Consider the following 18,240-nt stretch of genomic DNA (forward strand, 5'->3'; position numbering starts at 1 on the left):
CAATTCAGGTAGTATAAGATGTTTTTAACAATTATCCGTTGTTATTCTGCATTATTCGAAAGGTTTCAATATGGCTGTAACCCCGACAACGTCGTCTTATTTTGAGCCATGGTTGCAATTTAAACAGCCCTTAGTTCGCCAATTGGCTTTCTGTATTGCTAGCCCAAATATTCTGCAGCAAATTCCCAATGAACTCGAAATCCGTTATCCCTTTCATTTTCATCCAAACGAGCTTTGGCATAAATATTTTGAAGCCTACCTTCCCCGTTTAAAACAACTCGAACAACACCCAAGTGCATTAGTAGAATTTTTACAAAAATTAAAAAGTACTCGCCTTGGTTTACGTTTCGAAATGTTTATATGGTTTTGGCTTCTCGATCACCCATACCATCCCTACCAGTTACTCGGACATAGCATTCAAAAAATTGACGGCCCTCGTACAGTAGGTGAACTCGACTTTGTTTTAAAAAATACTGAAAGTGGTGAAGTTGAACATTGGGAAGTGGCTTTAAAATACTATCTAGCAGAGCGCGATTTTCAATTACCCTATTGGTATGGCTTAAATCGTAGTGATACTTTGGCTCGAAAGCTTAATCATTTTACCCAAAAACAATTCCAATTTGATGAAGCACTTGGGCAGCAGATTCAACAACGCTATTGCGTTTTAAAGGGCCAATTATATTTACCTATTCAGCGTACCAGCACATTGCCAAACTGGGTCAATCCTGCGCGTAGAATAGGTCAATGGGGACATGTCATTCCCTCAAAAAGTCAAGGTTACTATCGCCTACAACGACATGAATGGATTTGCGTGCAGCAGCAACCGACAAATAAAACTGCACATTGGTGGACAGATGGTTTATATAAAAAAGACAGTGATGAAAGCTATTATATGTATAGACAGCCACGCTTGATCTTGCCGCAAACGATTTAAGCCCCAATGCACCATTTAGTAGAAATTTACATTTATTTACTCAACCACCGTAAAAACCACCTACTGTTTGATACGGCTATTTTTTAATCTAAATCTCACAACAGAATAATTTAGTCTTCTAAAAATTATTCTTTCATAATGGAGATTACATTCAATGAAAAAAATTTTAGCTGCATCACTTATGGTTGCTTTCGTACTGACAGGTTGTAATACAGTAAAAGGTGTTGGTAAAGACGTATCTAAAGCTGGAGATGCTGTAACCAATACTGCTGAGAAAACTTCGGAAGAAATTCGCCGCAATTAATTTCTTTCCCAAGAATTTATAAAAGAGCCCTATTTTTTAAATAGGGTTTTTTCACGTCTAAATTTCCCTTCGCTTGTCGATTCGCCTATTATATTGCGACATTTTTGACTTCTGTATTTAGCATGACCTCAACAGCAACTCTTGATCTCAGCCTAGAACTACTTCGCCAACCGTCGGTGACACCGATTGACCATACCTGCCAGAACATTATGGCGGAACGTTTAGCCAAGATTGGCTTTAACATTGAAAATATGCGTTTTGATGATGTAGATAATCTTTGGGCACGTAAAGGGACTGAAGCACCAGTATTTTGCTTTGCAGGTCATACTGATGTAGTACCTACAGGTAACTTGGATGCATGGGGTTCTGACCCATTTCTTCCTGAAATTCGCGACGGTAAACTGTATGGTCGTGGCAGCGCAGATATGAAAACTGCGTTGGCAGCTATGGTTGTGGCTTCAGAACGTTTTGTTGCGAAGCATCCAAATCATAAAGGTTCTATTGCATTTCTCATTACCTCTGACGAAGAAGGTCCTTCGATCAACGGGACAGTCAAAGTTGTTGAAACTTTAGAAGCGCGTAATGAAAAAATGACGTGGTGTTTGGTAGGTGAACCATCTAGCACCAACACACTCGGTGATATTGTTAAAAATGGTCGTCGTGGTTCGCTAAATGCCAATTTAACAGTTAAGGGTAAACAAGGGCACGTTGCTTACCCACATCTAGCAATCAATCCAATCCATACTGCTTCAAAAGCATTGGCCGAGCTTTGCGATACCGTGTGGGACAATGGCAACGAATACTTCCCTGCAACGTCGTTCCAAATTTCCAATATCAATGCCGGTACAGGTGCAACCAACGTTGTTCCGGGCACGATGAATCTACTGTTTAACTTCCGTTATTCAACTGAAGTAACGGCAGATGAACTCAAAGCACGTACCTTGGAGATTTTAGATCGTCATGGCGTTGAATATGACATCTCATGGACGTTATCTGGTTTGCCATTCCTAACCCCTGTAGGTGAGTTAGTGAATGCCGCACGTGATGCCATTCGAGAAGTTACTGGGACTGAAACTGAACTTTCGACCAGTGGTGGTACTTCTGATGGTCGATTCATTGCGCCTACAGGTGCGCAGGTGCTTGAACTGGGTGTTTTAAATGCCACGATTCACCAAATCAATGAACATGTCAATGTGGAAGAATTGGAGCCACTTTCTGAAATTTACGAAAAGATTTTAGAAAACCTGTTGGCTTAAATATTCCCTGCATAGTCAAAAAAGGAACTCCATTGAGTTCCTTTTTTTATATCGCGTTTTGCAAATATTAAGCCGCTTGAAGCCCAATGCTGTTTTGAATATTGGCTAAATTTGGAATATGAAATACCTGATCGGCCATGCGTACATATTGGAAAATATTGGCGTCTTTCACAGCTTTTTCTTCATCAACCACTTCAGAAATACGCAGACGAATGGTTTTCGGCATTTCATTACACATCAGTGCAAAACGCTGTCCAACATCATCGCCTTCAATCACCAAAGCCACGCCCTGATTTTTTGCAGGATCATTGACCGAGAAAACAGGCAATTTCAATTCATGCCATTCAACAAAAGGAACCTTGGTTGCACTATCGAGCGCTGAAAGCACAATATTTTGTGGCAACAACATTGGCTCTTTACCATGACAATCAATGATATACGCATCTATAAAACCGGTAGAAACCGTAATGAGATGTTGCAGTTCCTGTTGATCAATTTTATCGCTGACAACTTGAGAAACAGTATTTTGGCTCATAGATTACCCCTGCTTTTCTGCAATTAAAGCTTCAATATTGGCAAGCAATTCAGCTTCTTGGAATGGTTTACCCATATAGTGAGTCACACCTAAGCTAAATGCACGCTCACGATGTTTTTCACCTGTACGTGATGTAATCATAATGATTGGCAGGTCACGGTGAATGTCATGGTGACGAACTAAGTTTGTCACTTCGAAACCATCCATACGTGGCATCTCAATATCAAGTAGCATCAGGTCTGGACGGACATTTTCAAGCTGTTCAATTGCATCTACACCATCTTTTGCAGTCACGATGTCATAACCCTGACGTTCAAGTAAGCGTGAAGTCACTTTACGTACAGTTACCGAGTCATCGACAATCATCACTAAACGACGCGCATTGGCTTGACGGCCCAAATCACGCTGTTCAGCTGAATGTTTAACACGCTGCGTAGTTTGAATCTGACGTGCAATATTTTGTCCATCCAAAATCAAACATACATGACCATCACCAAGAATTGTGGCACCTGCAATCGCGGCCACACTGGTAAATTGTTGACCAATTGGTTTCACCACGATTTGAGAACGTGAACCCACCAGCTGATCGACCAATAAAGCAATGGTTTGACCACTGTTGCCTTTAATTAGTAGTACAGGCAATGAATGGCCGACATTATTTAAACGTGGAATTGGCTGATTACCCACAAACTCTGATAGATAACGTAGTTTGTAATTGGTGTTGTCAATTTTAAACACGTCATCCTTACTATTGAAGTAAGTTTCGAGTGCCGTAGGTGCAATACGGACAATACGTTCAATTTGCGCTAATGAAATCGCATATTGCTGATCGCCCGCTTTCACCATCAAGGCATCGCTGACCGCTACTGTGGTTGGTACACGAATGGTAAAGGTCGTCCCTTTACCTAACTCAGACTCAACGGAAACATGACCCCCCAAAGCTTTAATTTCACTTTGCACCACATCCAGACCAACACCACGACCCGAAATTTGCGTTACCGCTTGTGCCGTTGAGAAACCTGGATGGAAGATCAATTGCAAGATTTCTTGTTTATCGAGGAACTGATCCGCTTTGATTAAACCAAGTTTTAAGGCTTTGTCTTTAATTTTGGTTTCATCAATCCCTTTACCATCATCACTGAAAGACACCAGTACATCAGTACCCTGACGACTAATGTTCAAGACGATGCTACCTACTTCTGGCTTTTTCAAAGCCAAACGGTCAGCAGTATCTTCTAAACCATGGTCGACCGCATTACGCAGCATATGTTCAAATGGTGTCACCAAACGCTCTAAGATCGTGCGGTCTAATTCACCTTCAGTATTTTGAACAATCAATTCCGCAGGACGGTTCAAAGTCGAAGAAGTTTGACGCACAATACGTTGTAAACGTGGTAATAAACGATCAAATGGTACCAAACGGGTACGCATTAGACTCTCTTGAATTTCTGACTGAATACGTGATTGTTGTAATAACAGACCTTCCGCATCACGGATTTTTTCTGCCAAAGTACTCTTGAAGTCAACCAAATCCGACGCAGATTCGGCTAGAGATTTTGACAATTGGTTAATCGATGAATATTGGTCCATCTCCAATGGGTCAAAATCCGAATAGCGTGAATTTTCAGAACCATGTTTGGCAATAATTTGTGACTCAAGCTCACCATCCATTCGACGTAACTGGTCAGCAAGTCGCTTAATTGCTAACTCCATTTCATTCAAGGTATTGCCTAGCTGACCTAAGTCCATTTCAATACGTGAACGGTTAATCGAGTTCTCGCCTGATAAGTCAATCATCTTCTCGACGAGATCAGCCGAGATACGAATCATCTCATTACTGTTATCAGAAGAATTGGCTTCAGTCCACTCACCCAACATCGATGGCGGTTCAACACCATCACCTTGAATAAATTCAAAGCCTTTACTGACAATACCTTGTTCTAATTCTGCAACACGGTTTGGCAATTGAACCGTAACATCCACATACTGAATGGATTCTAAGCTCAATTTGATGCTGTCAAAATTACTATAGTCATGGTTGAAGATTGCTTTTTTTAACCATGCCAACGTCGTTTTGAGTAAGCCGTCATATGCATTTGAGTTGAAATGATGAACCGCAAAATGCTCAAACGTCGTCTCAAGTTGATACGCAATTGCGGCAACAGGTTCATTTTCAACCATACGCGCACCACCCTTAATACTGTGGGCAGCACGTTGTAATTGAAGCAATACGTTACGGTCACTACGTTGTTCAGTCCATTGATTTAATAATTGAACGGCTTGTTCAAGAATTTCCTCAGACTCTTCAAGGAAGGTTTCTTCCATGACCGAACGTAGATCATCATCTGGATGCTCAACATGTTCAGCAACCGCATGTTCAAGATGTTCAACAGCGGACTCAGTGTGAGCAGTCGTTTGAGCTTCAACCACTGCTTCTGCAGTGTCTTCAGCAGCGTCCATCGGCTCTGACACCGACACATCTGGCTCTACTGTAGCTTGTAGAGTTTCAGCTGAAATAGGAGCCGAAGCCAATGCAACAGGTTCTGAACGCTCTCCTGCCACAATTGACTGAATATTCCTTAGAATATCGATCACATTATTCGCAGGGTAGTCGATCCCTTGGTCACGAATGGTTTGAATACGATCTGAAATATCATCTTGCACTAAACGAATAATTTGAATTAACGCAGGCGTAATCGAAATTTGCTGACGAATAATGCGCTCATAAATCGATTCCAATTCATGCGAAATTAAACCCACATGAGACGCGGCAATCATATTTGCACCACCTTTTAGGGTATGCAAATAGCGCATTAAATTATTCAAAGCTGAAGTATTGGTTTGATCGTGCGTCCAAGTACTAAGGTCTTGGTCAATCCCCACCAATAATTCTTCAGCCTCTTCAATAAAGATCCCTAAAAGATCTTCATCAAAGTCATTATTCGCATCCGCCGCTTGCATCTGTTGATGATCAAGTTGAATACGCTGACTTAATTGAGCAAAGTCTACTGCTGTTGTATTTGCAACAGCGGCTTTATCTTCTACTGTGGCAACAGGTTCAGCAACTACATGGGCTTCTGGTGTTGTCGTCGCTGCAACTGCTTCAATGTCTTGTTGTACAAATGCAGTCAGCTCATTTAAGAAACGCTGAACCTCTTCACTTAACACTACACGCTGACCCGCAGCTAAAGTGTCAAATAAGTGAATGAACTCTTGATGTGCTTGCGCAAATAACTCATAGCCATAATCAGCATGGAGTAATTTAGGCTTTTCAACTAAAGACTGATACGCTGCACGCAGTTGAGTTGTGAAATCATGGATTCCAACAGACGCACGATTATCCGTATGTTCGATCAACTCTAAAGCTTGTTGACTGAGCTGTTGAATATAGTCTGGGAATTCAGCAAGGGCACGTTTATCAAACTCAAATTCAGCATCCAATAACTGATCAATATTTAATTCGATTAGTTTAGAAACCAAACCTTGTGGATTATCTTCAGGCGCCAATTGATCTTGGCTAGCAAAACCATAATCATCCCAAGCAGCTTTGAAGGTTTCATAAATAGATGCAAGATTTGCCTTATCTCCTGAACGCAGCAAGTGTAAATAATCACGAACAAATTCAGCATATTGAATCAATAAAGCAGTTTCTTTCGAGCTCGATACGATTTCGTCTTGCAATAAGGTTTTGAATAAATTTTCAACTTTTGAACTGGCTTCAAAAATCTCTTCGATTTGCGCCATCGACGAACTACCACGCAAGGTGTGTAGCGCGCGAATCAAACCATTATAATCTTGTGATTTACTGTCATCAGATTGAAGGAACTGATCAATCGTTTGTAGATGTTCTTCAGCTTCTTCAATAAAAATGCTCACTGTCTCTTCGACTAGTGATGCATCTGCATCCACTTGTTCAGGAGCAGGTTCTGATTCAACAACCGCATCAATCGTGTTTTCAAGCACTTCTACAGGTGCTGTAGCTTCAACATCAGTCAGTTCTAAACCAGTGACACCATCTTCAGATTTTAATTGATCTGCCAGTTTTAATAATTCTTCGAGTGCAGGCTCAAGGCTGATATTTTGTTGTAATTGTTGCCCCATTAAAACCAATGGTCGTAAGTCTACATCCAATTCGGCAACATTTTTAAACCGTGGATAGAGCTTATATTGATAAACATTTAAAACTGTTTGTGTAAACTTTTGAACTGTCGGCGTTAACTGTACTGAACCCGCAATGACACGATTCAGTGTATCTTCAACTGCCCATGCAGTTTCACCCGCCGATTTTGCCCCGACCATACGACCTGAACCTTTCAGAGTATGGAAATGACGACGAATCGTCGTTAAAGTGTCTTTATCTTGTGGATTTTCCAACCAAGTTGTAAATAAACCCGCCAGTTCTTCAAAGATTTCTTCTATTTCTTCAACAAAAATCTCTAAAATTTCTGCATCTTGATCAAGATAACTATCTTCAGGAAGCGTAGTTGTTTCAACTAAATTTTTTAATATTTCTTTCATAGCTAAGGCTTCTTATGTTTTGCCACCAAGAAGGTTGCTCAAACTTAATTGTAACCATCACCTAAGACTTAACTGTGACGTTAAGTTCACCTTATCGATGTGTTATCTGTAATCGGTGGAGTACCCTAGCCGCAGCTAAGGTACTCCAGGTTTGCGCCTGACTTACTCTGGGAGTTTAAAGTCAGATACAGATTCACGTAATGATTCAGCCATGTTCGCCAATTCAGATACCGAACGTGCAGTATCAAATGTTGCACTGGTGGTTTGCGAGGTAATTTCTTGTACAACGTTCATCGTTGTCGCAATATGACCTGCTGAAGCAGACTGAAGTTTTGCAGCATCCGAAATGTTTGCAATCAGTTTCGCCAAGTTACCCGATACAGACTGAATTTCATCCAGTGCTACGCCGGCATCCTTAGACAAGTTCGCACCACGTACAACTTCCGAAGTCGTTTGTTCCATTGAAATTACGGCTTCGTTGGTATCCGTTTGAATGGTTTTTACCAAGCCTTCAATCTGTTTGGTTGCAGACGCTGAACGTTCCGCAAGACGCTGTACCTCATCCGCTACCACGGCGAAACCACGACCTGCTTCACCCGCCATCGACGCCTGAATTGCTGCGTTTAATGCCAAGATGTTTGTTTGGTCGGCAATATCGTTAATCAGTGCGACAATGTTACCAATCTCTTGAGAAGACTCACCCAAACGTTTAATACGTTTTGAAGTTTCCTGAATCTGTTCACGAATCGTGTCCATACCTTCAATTGAACGGTTTACGACATCTGCACCGTTTGCAGCAATTTGTACAGAACGTTCTGCTACAACAGCTGATTCTTCAGCGTTCGAAGATACTTGGTCAATCGACATTGCCATTTCGTTAATTGCGGCTGATGCACCAGCAATTTCTTGCGCCTGATGTTCAGATGCTTCTGCAAGCTGGTTGGTAATACCCTGCGTATTCGCCGTATATTGCGCAACTTCTTGAGAAGTTTCTGTAATACGCGATACAAGGTCACGTAATTGGTCGATTGCGAAGTTAATCGAGTCGGCAATCGCACCCGTAAAGTCTTCAGATACCGTCGCATACGAACGTAAGTCACCGTCTGCAAGATCGGCAATTTCATCGAGTAAACGTAAAATCGCGTTCTGGTTACGGTCATATTCTTCTTGAAGACGGGTTACACGGAATTTATCCGATTGACCACGTAAAGAAAGAAGTTTGAACACACAGATCAAGAAGGCTGTTAAAGCAAGAATCAACAGTACCGCAGGTAAAATGGTTTTCAAGCCTGTGCTAGAAGACAATTGATTTAAGTTGTCCAACAATTTGTCTGACTCAGCAAAAATTTGTGAAGATGCTTTACGTACGTTCACAATTTGCGTTGAGTTTTTCAAAATTGTCGCAGCCGCTGATTTTAATACATCGTCATATTCAGCTTTAATGCCTTCAAGTGACTCACGTAATTCAGGGCTTTCAATACGTTGTACACCAAGCTCTGTACTACCATCCAATTGGGCATTTAAGTACAAACCAAAGGTTTCAGTATCGGCACTGAAGTCATCTGCAGACTCACGTGAACTATCAGAACCGGAAAGCACCGAACTGATCGAACGTAAAATACGTTCTGCAATGAATACTTGGTTTTTCGCAATCACCACCTGGTTCGAAGGCATGTCTTGACGTGCCATTTGGTCGACCATCAAGTTATATTCCGCCTGAATCCCCGGAATGGTTTCACCAATCGCGATGTTCGTGTCATATAATTTATTAATGATTTTTTGTTGCGAAGTAATCAAGTCAATACTTTTTGAAACTTCAGCCCACTGCGTATCTACAGATTTCAGCGCATCTGTATTTGCATGAATGTCTTTTACAGTTTCTAAGTTTTCTTTGAACGAATCTTGAGAGGCAATTAATTTTTTCATTGCATCTTCAGTACCTGATGCAGTTGCCTCAGTTGCTTGACGCGAAATTGTTTGCGAAAGAAGACGGAGTTCACCCAAACTTTGCGTTAATTGGTTACCGCGAGGAACGCTATAGAATAGGTATAATAAAATAATCGTTGCCAGTACTAATGAACCAATCGCACCATAAATAAATGGTTTGGATTTTTCACTATCACCAAAAACTCGAGATAATTGATCTGTCTGTGATTGCAGTTTTGCCAGAAAAGCATTACCGCCTTTACGACCACTGGTGCTTTCACCCGTATTTTTCTTTTTAAGTTTAAAGCCCATTCAGCTTCTCCCCGATTACGCCTTCTTTCGTTCGTGCGCGACAATTAATTTATAAATTTTATAGATGCGTTCATGTATTTTGGATTTTGCAGTAAACGACTGAAGAGAAATACATTCCACTGCTCGTTATGCTGGTGGAAATACCCCTGACAATATTCCTGCAAATTTCGATCCAACTCATTATCTTTAGAAAAATAACTTTTCTTATTAAAGTGTTGAATACCCAAAACTTGATCGACTACCAAACCGACATAATGGTCATTATGACTAATACATAAAACTTTTTGAGTGGGTGAAAAACTACTTCGATGACCGGTTATATATTGTGCTAGGTCAGACAAAGAAAGTAAGCGTCCCCGAATATTGGCTAATCCCATCACCCAAGGTTGGGTATTGGGAACTGGCGTATATTTTGGTGGGTAGATCACTTCAGCTACTTCACCTAAAGGAGCAACGTAATATTGCCCCATCATCTCAAAAGCAATGCCTGACCATCGGTTTACTTCATTTTCAGTGGAAACGTAGTTTTTGTTTCCTCGTTTTGCTATTCGAAGTAATTCGATAAATCCATTTGCTGCCATAGAGCTTTATCCTGCATTGAGGTGTTGCTTAATCACATCAATTAATTGTTTTTCGTCTACAGGTTTAGTCAGATAATCAGAAGCACCTTGGCGTTTACCCCAAACACGGTCAGTTGCCTGATCTTTGGTACTTACAATGACAATCGGGATATGTTTGGTGGTCGCACCACGTGCAATTTGACGTGTTGCTTGGAATCCATTCACACCCGGCATTACCACATCCATTAAGACCAAATCAGGTAACTCAGCTTGAGCCATTGTCACCCCATCTGCCCCATTTGAAGCTTCAATCACTTCAAAACCGTGTTTACTTAAAATTTCTTTAAAACGGAATGTTTCTGTTGGTGAATCATCAACGATTAGGATACGTGCCATACTTTTTCCCCAAAAAATAAAAAATCTAATTATGCTGTAACGTGATTACGGATTGCATTCAGCAATTCATCTTTACTGAATGGCTTAGTCAAGTATTCATCAGAACCTACAACACGACCCTTCGCCTGATCAAATAAACCATCTTTACTTGAAAGCATAATCACAGGAATATTTTGATAATTTTGAGAGTTTTTAATCAGGGCACAAGTTTGATAGCCATCAAGACGTGGCATCATAATATCGACAAATACGATATCTGGATTCGCATCTGCAATTTTTGAAAGTGCTTCAAAACCATCTACAGCAGTGACTACTTCACATCCTTCACGCTGAAGCAGCGTTTCGGCCGTACGACGAATGGTTTTTGAATCATCAATTACCATGACTTTTAGATTTTGGAATTTATCGTCCATTTATTGACCCTACCCATTGAGGATGTACAAACAATTAAGTTAGCAGCATTATTATTTACAAGTTGTGAACATTTTTAACATATCTTTACTTGCGTTTTCAATGAACATTTTCTGCGCAAACACACAAGATTTCTTGTTTTTATTAACTGCTTCACACTTTCCGATGACCAACGATTTTTTTTTAACTTGGAATAGTATTTAATTGTCTTAATTAAGCATATTATAGCAAGATTATTACTTTAAAATAAGTAATTTAGTCAACTTTAAACTGGGGAGTACAAGGTTGAGTCCGCTTACAAAAAAAATTCACTTGATTAGCCTTAAACATTTCTCAAAAAAAGTCATCCTGACGACTTGTTTACTAGCTTATACCCCGCTTTTATTTGCTGCACCAACCAATACACAGCAACCCCAAAAGGCGACTTGGTATCGCTACTATGACAGTAAAGGCGTAGCAAACATCAGTACCAATGTGACACCAAATCACATCCGCTATGGTTATGAAGCACTTGATCAAAATATGCAAGTGATTAAACGTAACCGCCCCTACAATGCTGAAGCTGACATTAGACAAGCTCCTCAGCGTGCTGCCCAAGCACGTCAGCAAGCGTCAGATATCAAACTTAAAAAAGCCTATACCAATAGCCGAACTGCAGCCATTAAAAAGCGTGATGCACTGACTGGTATACGTAAACAGATCGTGTTTGAACAAGAACAATTAAAACAATTACAAAATGATCGTGTATTATTTGTTCGCCAAGAACGTGAACATTTTCGAAAAGGTGAAACCGTTCCGGCAAAATTAAAAACAATGTTGGATAATAATCAAAAAAATATGGTAGCGAAAAAAGAATACATTCAATCGTTACAAACTCGCTATCGAAATACAGAAGCTGAATACGACAGAATTATTACGCGTTTAAAAGCGATGGAATAAACTTGTTATTCAATTGCTTTTGTAGACCGCTGATATAAGGACCATTATGCACTCTGCACAGCAATCATCCCCATTTTTAAAGCTTAGCCTGCTTTGCATAAGCCTGACTTTGGCTGCATGTCAAAAAGAAGATCCGCAGCAAAGTGTTAAACCAGAAAATAAGATTGAATTGATTCAACAAGATCTGGTCACGATCGAACAAGGCAACGCCATTTCAAAAACAGCATTTACAGGTACCATTCGGGCGGTCAATCAGAGCAGTATTCAAGCCCAAGTCACTGCGACTGCAACCAATGTTAATGCAGAAGTCGGACAACGTGTCAGCAAAGGCCAAGTGTTGGTGCGTTTAAATAATCAAGACAATGCCGCACGTCTTGCTCAATCTCAAGCAAACCTTGCATCAACGCAAGCTCAAGCCAATCAAGCCAAACTGATGATGGAACGTAAACAGCGTTTGCTGAATCAAGGCTTTATTTCCAAAGTAGAGTTTGAACAAAGTCGTGTCGATTACCAAGCTCAAATGGAAAATGTTCGTGCCCAACAAGCTAATGTCGATATTGCGCGAAAAGCCAATCAAGATGGTACCATTTATAGCCCTATCCAAGGCGTGATAACCAAACGTGATGTTGAACCGGGACAAACGGTTGCTGCCGGACAAACCCTTTTTGAAATTGTCAATCCAGACCAATTAGAAATTCAAGCCAAATTACCAAGTGATCAGCAAGCTGCACTGAAAATTGGACAAAAGATTGAATATAGCATCCAAGGTAATAGCAATTTACTCACAGCACAAATCAGCCGGATTTCACCGATTGCCGATCAAGCCAGTCGTCAAATTGAATTTTTTGCAGCCCCAAATGAAACTATTACTTCATTAAGTATTGGTGCTTTTGTCGAAGGTCACATCTTAGGCACGGATAATATTTCAGGCCAAAAAATTCCACTCGATACCATCCAAAGTCTAAAAGACCAACCTTATGTCTGGGTCATTCGTCAAAATAAAATTACCAAAGTACCAGTACAAATTTTGAATCAGAGTTATAGCAATAACACCGCGATTGTTCAGGGCTTACAAAATAGCGATCTGATCAGCCGAATTAAATTTAATGATTCAGATATCAAACAAGATGTAAGTATCAGCCAAAATTAAAAGAATAAGGCAGGACAGTTGTTATGTGGTTAACCCGAATTAGTGTGAAATATCCTGTTTTCACCATCATGATGATGTTCTGTCTGATGGTGCTAGGACTCGCTTCTTGGCAACGTATGGGTGTTGAAGAGTTTCCTGATGTCGACTTCCCTTTTGTTGTTGTCTACACCAACTATCCGGGTGCTTCTCCTGAGTCTGTCGAATCTGAAATCACCAAGAAACTTGAAGATCAGATCAATACCATTTCAGGCCTTAAGCAAGTCATTTCACAGTCCAGTGAAGGTTTATCCACGGTCATTGTCGAATTTAATCTAGATGTCTCGTCCTCTGTAGCTGCACAAGATATTCGAGATAAAATTGCACCAGTAACTGCACAATTTCGTGATGAAATTGATGACCCGATTGTAGAGCGCTACGACCCTACTGCCAGTGCGATTATGTCGATTGTTTTTGAATCGAAGGACATGTCTTTACGTGATTTGAGTTCCTATCTCAATCAACGGATTGTGCCACAACTCAGAACAGTTCCCGGTGTCGGTACGGTCAATTTATTGGGTGATGCACAGCGTCAAATTCGTATTCAAGTAAATCCGCAAAAATTACAAAGTTTCGGGATTGGGATAGACCAAGTTATAAACACCCTAAAATCTGAAAATATTGAAGTTCCGGGGGGGACTTTAAAACAAAAGAACTCAGAATTGGTGGTCGAAATTAAATCTCGGGTTATTCACCCAAACTCATTCGGTGATTTAGTGGTTGCCAATAAAAATGGCGCGCCGATTTATCTCAAACAAATTGCCGAAATAGAAGATAGCCAAGCTGAAATGGAGTCGAGTGCTTATCTGAATGGTAAAACAGCCGTCGCTGTCGACATTCTGAGAAGTTCGGACTCTAATGTGATTGAGGTGGTTGATAATACCCGTAAAACCTTAAGTAAAATCCAAAAGCAATTGCCGAAAGGCACGACCGCAGAAATTGTGGTTGATTCTTCAAAAGGTATTCGTGGCAGCATTAAAGACGTGGCACGTACGATTATTGAAGGTGCAGTACTTGCGGTACTCATTGTATTGTTATTTCTCGGCTCATTTCGTTCGACAGCCATTACAGGTTTAACTCTACCGATTTCACTACTAGGTACCCTCACTTTTGTTTGGATTTTTGGTTTTACCATCAATATGATGACCCTACTAGCTCTCTCACTGAGTATCGGTCTCCTGATTGATGATGCCATTGTAGTACGCGAAAATATTGTCCGCCATGCTGATATGGGCAAAGACCATGTCACCGCTGCACTCGACGGCACGAAAGAAATTGGTTTAGCCGTATTGGCCACAACATTGACCATTGTCGCGGTATTTTTACCTGTGGCATTTATGGGCGGTATTATTGGGCGTTTCTTCTATCAATTTGGTGTAACCGTCAGTACCGCTGTACTGATTTCAATGTTTGTGAGTTTCACCCTTGACCCGATGTTGTCTGCTCACTGGGCAGAGCGCCACGATCCAAATAAAAAGCCGGGTAAAATTAAACGTTTTTTTAACTGGATTTCGGGCAAGCTCGACAACCTAAGCCATCATTATGAAAAATTACTCAAGCTTGCTTTAAAATTTAGGCTCATTACCCTTTTAATCGCCGTTGCATCATTATTTGGTGCATTGGGTTTATCCAAACTGATCGGAACCGAATTTGTACCGGTACCAGACAAAGGTGAAATTCGGATCAAATTTGAAACACCCGTTGATGCAACCCTTGAATATTCACAGGCGAAGCTTAAGCAAGTAGATCGTATCATTCGCCAGCATCCAGAAGTCAAAGCCACTTATGGTGCCATTAATAGTGCTACTGACCGCGGCAAAAACCATGCCAGCATTCGTGTCACCGTTTCACCACGTACGGAGCGTAGTCAAACCTTAACGGATCTCAACAATGAATTCCGTACACGTTTAAAACATGTGGCAGGAATTACTATTACCTCGATTGCCTCAGCTGATGAAACAGTTTCGGGCGGTCAAAAGCCGGTCATGATCTCGATTAAAGGCCCCGACTTGGATGAGTTACAACGCATTTCAGATCGATTCTTGGTTGAAGTTGCCAAAGTCGAAGGTATTGTCGACTTAGAAAGCTCGCTTAAAGAACCTAAACCGACGCTAGGTGTACATATCAATCGCGTTTTAGCCAGTGATTTAGGTTTATCCGTCAATCAGATCGCCAATGTGTTACGCCCTCTTCTTGCGGGGGATAATGTAACAACGTGGAAGGATGATAAAGGCGAAACCTATGATGTAAATTTACGTCTCACTGAAGATCAGCGTCGACTACCAACAGACATTCAAAGCATGTACATCACATCGCAAAAAACCGATGCCACAGGCTTACCTATCTTGGTTCCATTGGCAAGTGTGGCTAGCTTTGAAGAAACACTCGGTGCTTCACAAATTAACCGTCGTGATCTGGCACGTGAAGTAATGGTTGAAGCCAACACAGCAGGACGTCCTGCGGGTGATATTGGTGCCGAAATCAATGAGATAGAGAAAAACTTCGACTTGCCACCGGGTTATAGTTTTGTCACGCAAGGTGCCAATAAAGATATGGCTGAATCAGCGGGTTATGCAATGACAGCGATTACGCTCTCTATTGTGTTTATTTATATTGTTTTGGGTTCACAATTTAATAGCTTCATTCACCCTGCAGCCATTATGGCGTCATTGCCCTTATCATTGATTGGGGTGTTCTTGGCCCTATTCTTATTTAATTCAACCATGAACCTCTTTTCCATTATCGGGATTATTATGCTCATGGGCTTGGTGACAAAGAACGCAATTCTACTCATCGACTTTATTAAAAAAGCCATGGATCATGGTGTAGATCGTTATGACGCAATTATTGAAGCAGGTAAAACCCGTTTACGCCCCATTTTAATGACCACCAGCGCAATGGTGATGGGTATGGTTCCGCTTGCACTTGGTCTGGGTGAAGGCGGTGAACAAAGCGCGCCAATGGCACATGCCGTGATTGGTGGTGTGATTACCTCTACCTTACTGACACTCGTGGTTGTTCCAGTGATTTTTACCTATTTGGATGATTTCCGAAACTTCCTTGCACGTCAGGCCAAAAAAATCATGTCATAATGACAAAATCTAAAATGAGGTGACTTTGGAAAATGTTCACCTCATTTTTTATTGTATACTCTCCACTTTAACGCTTAATTTTTTAGGACAGTTTCCATGCGCGCGAGTCGCTTTTTATTTGCAACGTTAAGAGAAACCCCAAACGATGCTGAAGTTATTTCACATCAGCTTATGCTTCGTGCCGGGATGATTCGTAAATTGGCTTCAGGTTTATACACTTGGCTGCCGATGGGCGTTCGCGTATTAAATAAAGTTGAAGCGATTATCCGCGAAGAGATGGATCGTGCTGGTTCACTTCAAGTCCTGATGCCTGTCACTCAACCTGCATCTTTATGGGAAGAATCAGGTCGTTTCGTACAATATGGTCCAGAACTTTTACGTTTTAAAGACCGTCATAACAATGACTTTGTACTTGGCCCTACACATGAAGAAGTGATTACAGATCTTGCTCGCAATGAGTTGAAAAGCTATAAGCAATTGCCTGCAAACTTCTACCAAGTACAAACCAAATTCCGTGACGAAATCCGCCCTCGTTTCGGTGTGATGCGTTCACGTGAATTCATCATGAAAGATGCCTATTCTTTCCATGTTGACCAAGCCTCTTTACAAGAAACCTATGACAACATGTATGCAGCTTACTGCAAGATTTTCACGCGTTTAGGTTTAAATTTCCGTCCAGTTCAAGCGGATACAGGTTCAATTGGTGGTTCGGGTTCTCATGAATTCCACGTACTTGCTTCTAGCGGTGAAGATGACATCGCATTCTCTACAGAGTCAGATTATGCTGCTAACGTAGAAATGGCTGAAGCCGTACTAGTTGGTGAACGTGCTGCTCCGACTAAAGCACTTGAAATTATTGATACACCAAATCAAAAAACCATAGCTGATGTTTCTGAATTCCTTAAATCAAAACCTGCTCAATCTGTAAAAGCATTGTTGGTTCAAGGTGTTGCTGAAGAAGGTAAAGCTGCGCCAGTGGTTGCCTTATTCCTACGTGGCGACCATGAACTGAATGAAATTAAAGCAGAAAAACACCCATTAATTGCTGCTCCATTAACTTTTGCAACTGAAGCACAATTAGCTGACTTAGGCTTAACTGCTGGTTTCTGTGGCCCTCAAGGCTTAACCCAAAAAGGCATTACCGTTATTGTTGACCGTGCAGCGTCTGTACTTTCAGACTTTGTTGCTGGTGCAAACCAAGTTGATAAACATGCTGTAGGTGTAAACTGGGAACGTGATGCACAATACACCGAAGTTTATGACCTGCGTAATGTTGTTGAAGGTGACCCTTCTCCAGATGGTCGAGGTACAATCTTGATTAAACGTGGTATCGAAGTTGGTCATATCTTCCAGTTGGGTCAAAAATACTCTGAAGCGCTTGGCTGCAAAGTTTTAGGTGAAGATGGCAAACCTCTCGTTGTGACTATGGGTTGCTACGGTATTGGTGTAACTCGTGTTGTTGCTTCTGCGATTGAACAAAACTTCGATGACAAAGGTATTATTTGGCCGTCTGCAATTGCTCCTTTCGAAGTTGCTATCGTGCCAATGAATGCACATAAGTCACCACGTACAATGGAAGCAGCTGAAGCACTGTATGCAGAATTAACTGCTGCTGGTTATGATGTTCTTCTTGATGATCGTAATGAGCGTCCTGGTGTTAAATTCTCTGATATCGAGTTAACAGGTATTCCACACCGTATCGTTATTGGTGAGAAAGGTTTGGATGCTGGTACATTTGAGTACAAAGGTCGCCGTGATGAAGAATCAAGCAACCTCAGTAAAGAAGACCTTTTAGCGAAAATTGCAAAATAATTTGCGCTAAATATAAAAAAATCCCGCTAAGTGCGGGATTTTTTTATATTAAATACTTT

13 protein-coding genes are annotated in these 18,240 nt (G+C 41.1%); 7 read left to right on the forward strand and 6 right to left on the reverse strand.

Annotated elements, in window-relative coordinates; genetic code table 11:
• Positions 1-70 precede the first annotated feature (70 nt).
• The 3 genes from FTU62_RS03125 to dapE all read left to right on the forward strand — a co-directional run bounded on the left by FTU62_RS03125 (position 71) and on the right by dapE (position 2,494).
• Complete coding sequence (locus FTU62_RS03125; protein WP_180101809.1) at positions 71-934, forward strand: DUF1853 family protein; 864 nt, start codon at positions 71-73, stop codon at positions 932-934.
• Between the two features lie 154 nt (positions 935-1,088).
• The gene (locus tag FTU62_RS03130; protein WP_078191053.1) at positions 1,089-1,238 is read left to right on the forward strand and encodes an entericidin A/B family lipoprotein; all 150 of its coding nucleotides are present in this window, start codon (positions 1,089-1,091) and stop codon (positions 1,236-1,238) included.
• A gap of 122 nt (positions 1,239-1,360) precedes the next feature.
• A complete protein-coding gene (gene dapE / locus FTU62_RS03135) occupies positions 1,361-2,494 on the forward strand; it encodes a succinyl-diaminopimelate desuccinylase (RefSeq protein ID WP_180101810.1) in 1,134 nt (377 codons plus the stop codon).
• 67 nt (positions 2,495-2,561) lie between these two features.
• Here dapE and FTU62_RS03140 read toward each other — a convergent pair whose 3' ends face one another.
• The 6 genes from FTU62_RS03140 to pilG form a co-directional block, all read right to left on the reverse strand.
• Entirely contained in the window at positions 2,562-3,029 is a 468-nt protein-coding gene (locus FTU62_RS03140) for a hypothetical protein (protein WP_078191055.1), read from the reverse strand.
• Positions 3,030-3,032: 3 nt separating this feature from the next.
• The gene (locus FTU62_RS03145; RefSeq protein WP_180101811.1) at positions 3,033-7,547 is read right to left on the reverse strand and encodes an Hpt domain-containing protein; all 4,515 of its coding nucleotides are present in this window, start codon (positions 7,545-7,547) and stop codon (positions 3,033-3,035) included.
• Positions 7,548-7,709: 162 nt separating this feature from the next.
• Positions 7,710-9,785 carry a methyl-accepting chemotaxis protein gene (locus FTU62_RS03150; RefSeq protein ID WP_078192256.1) on the reverse strand — a complete coding sequence of 692 codons (2,076 nt, stop codon included), beginning with the start codon at positions 9,783-9,785 and terminating at the stop codon, positions 7,710-7,712.
• A 44-nt stretch (positions 9,786-9,829) separates the two neighbouring features.
• On the reverse strand, positions 9,830-10,366 hold the full coding sequence (locus FTU62_RS03155; RefSeq protein ID WP_180101812.1) for a chemotaxis protein CheW: 537 nt from the start codon (positions 10,364-10,366) through the stop codon (positions 9,830-9,832).
• Positions 10,367-10,372: 6 nt separating this feature from the next.
• Positions 10,373-10,741 (reverse strand): response regulator, encoded by a 369-nt coding sequence (locus tag FTU62_RS03160; protein WP_180083624.1) that lies wholly within the window; start codon positions 10,739-10,741, stop codon positions 10,373-10,375.
• A 29-nt stretch (positions 10,742-10,770) separates the two neighbouring features.
• Positions 10,771-11,154, reverse strand: coding sequence for a twitching motility response regulator PilG (pilG, locus tag FTU62_RS03165; protein WP_078191060.1), 384 nt, complete (start codon positions 11,152-11,154; stop codon positions 10,771-10,773).
• Between the two features lie 343 nt (positions 11,155-11,497).
• On the opposite strand from pilG, the gene FTU62_RS03170 reads away from it, so the two are divergent.
• The 4 genes from FTU62_RS03170 to FTU62_RS03185 all read left to right on the forward strand — a co-directional run bounded on the left by FTU62_RS03170 (position 11,498) and on the right by FTU62_RS03185 (position 18,181).
• Positions 11,498-12,091, forward strand: coding sequence for a hypothetical protein (locus tag FTU62_RS03170; protein ID WP_233945418.1), 594 nt, complete (start codon positions 11,498-11,500; stop codon positions 12,089-12,091).
• Between the two features lie 46 nt (positions 12,092-12,137).
• Positions 12,138-13,241: an efflux RND transporter periplasmic adaptor subunit gene (locus FTU62_RS03175; RefSeq protein ID WP_180101814.1), complete on the forward strand. Its 1,104-nt coding sequence runs from the start codon at positions 12,138-12,140 to the stop codon at positions 13,239-13,241.
• A 23-nt stretch (positions 13,242-13,264) separates the two neighbouring features.
• Positions 13,265-16,369: an efflux RND transporter permease subunit gene (locus tag FTU62_RS03180; protein ID WP_180101815.1), complete on the forward strand. Its 3,105-nt coding sequence runs from the start codon at positions 13,265-13,267 to the stop codon at positions 16,367-16,369.
• Positions 16,370-16,465: 96 nt separating this feature from the next.
• On the forward strand, positions 16,466-18,181 hold the full coding sequence (locus FTU62_RS03185) for a proline--tRNA ligase (RefSeq protein ID WP_180009836.1): 1,716 nt from the start codon (positions 16,466-16,468) through the stop codon (positions 18,179-18,181).
• Positions 18,182-18,240 lie beyond the last annotated feature (59 nt).

It is taken from the genome of Acinetobacter sp. YH12126 (genome assembly GCF_013418745.1).
Classification (GTDB): domain Bacteria; phylum Pseudomonadota; class Gammaproteobacteria; order Pseudomonadales; family Moraxellaceae; genus Acinetobacter; species Acinetobacter amyesii.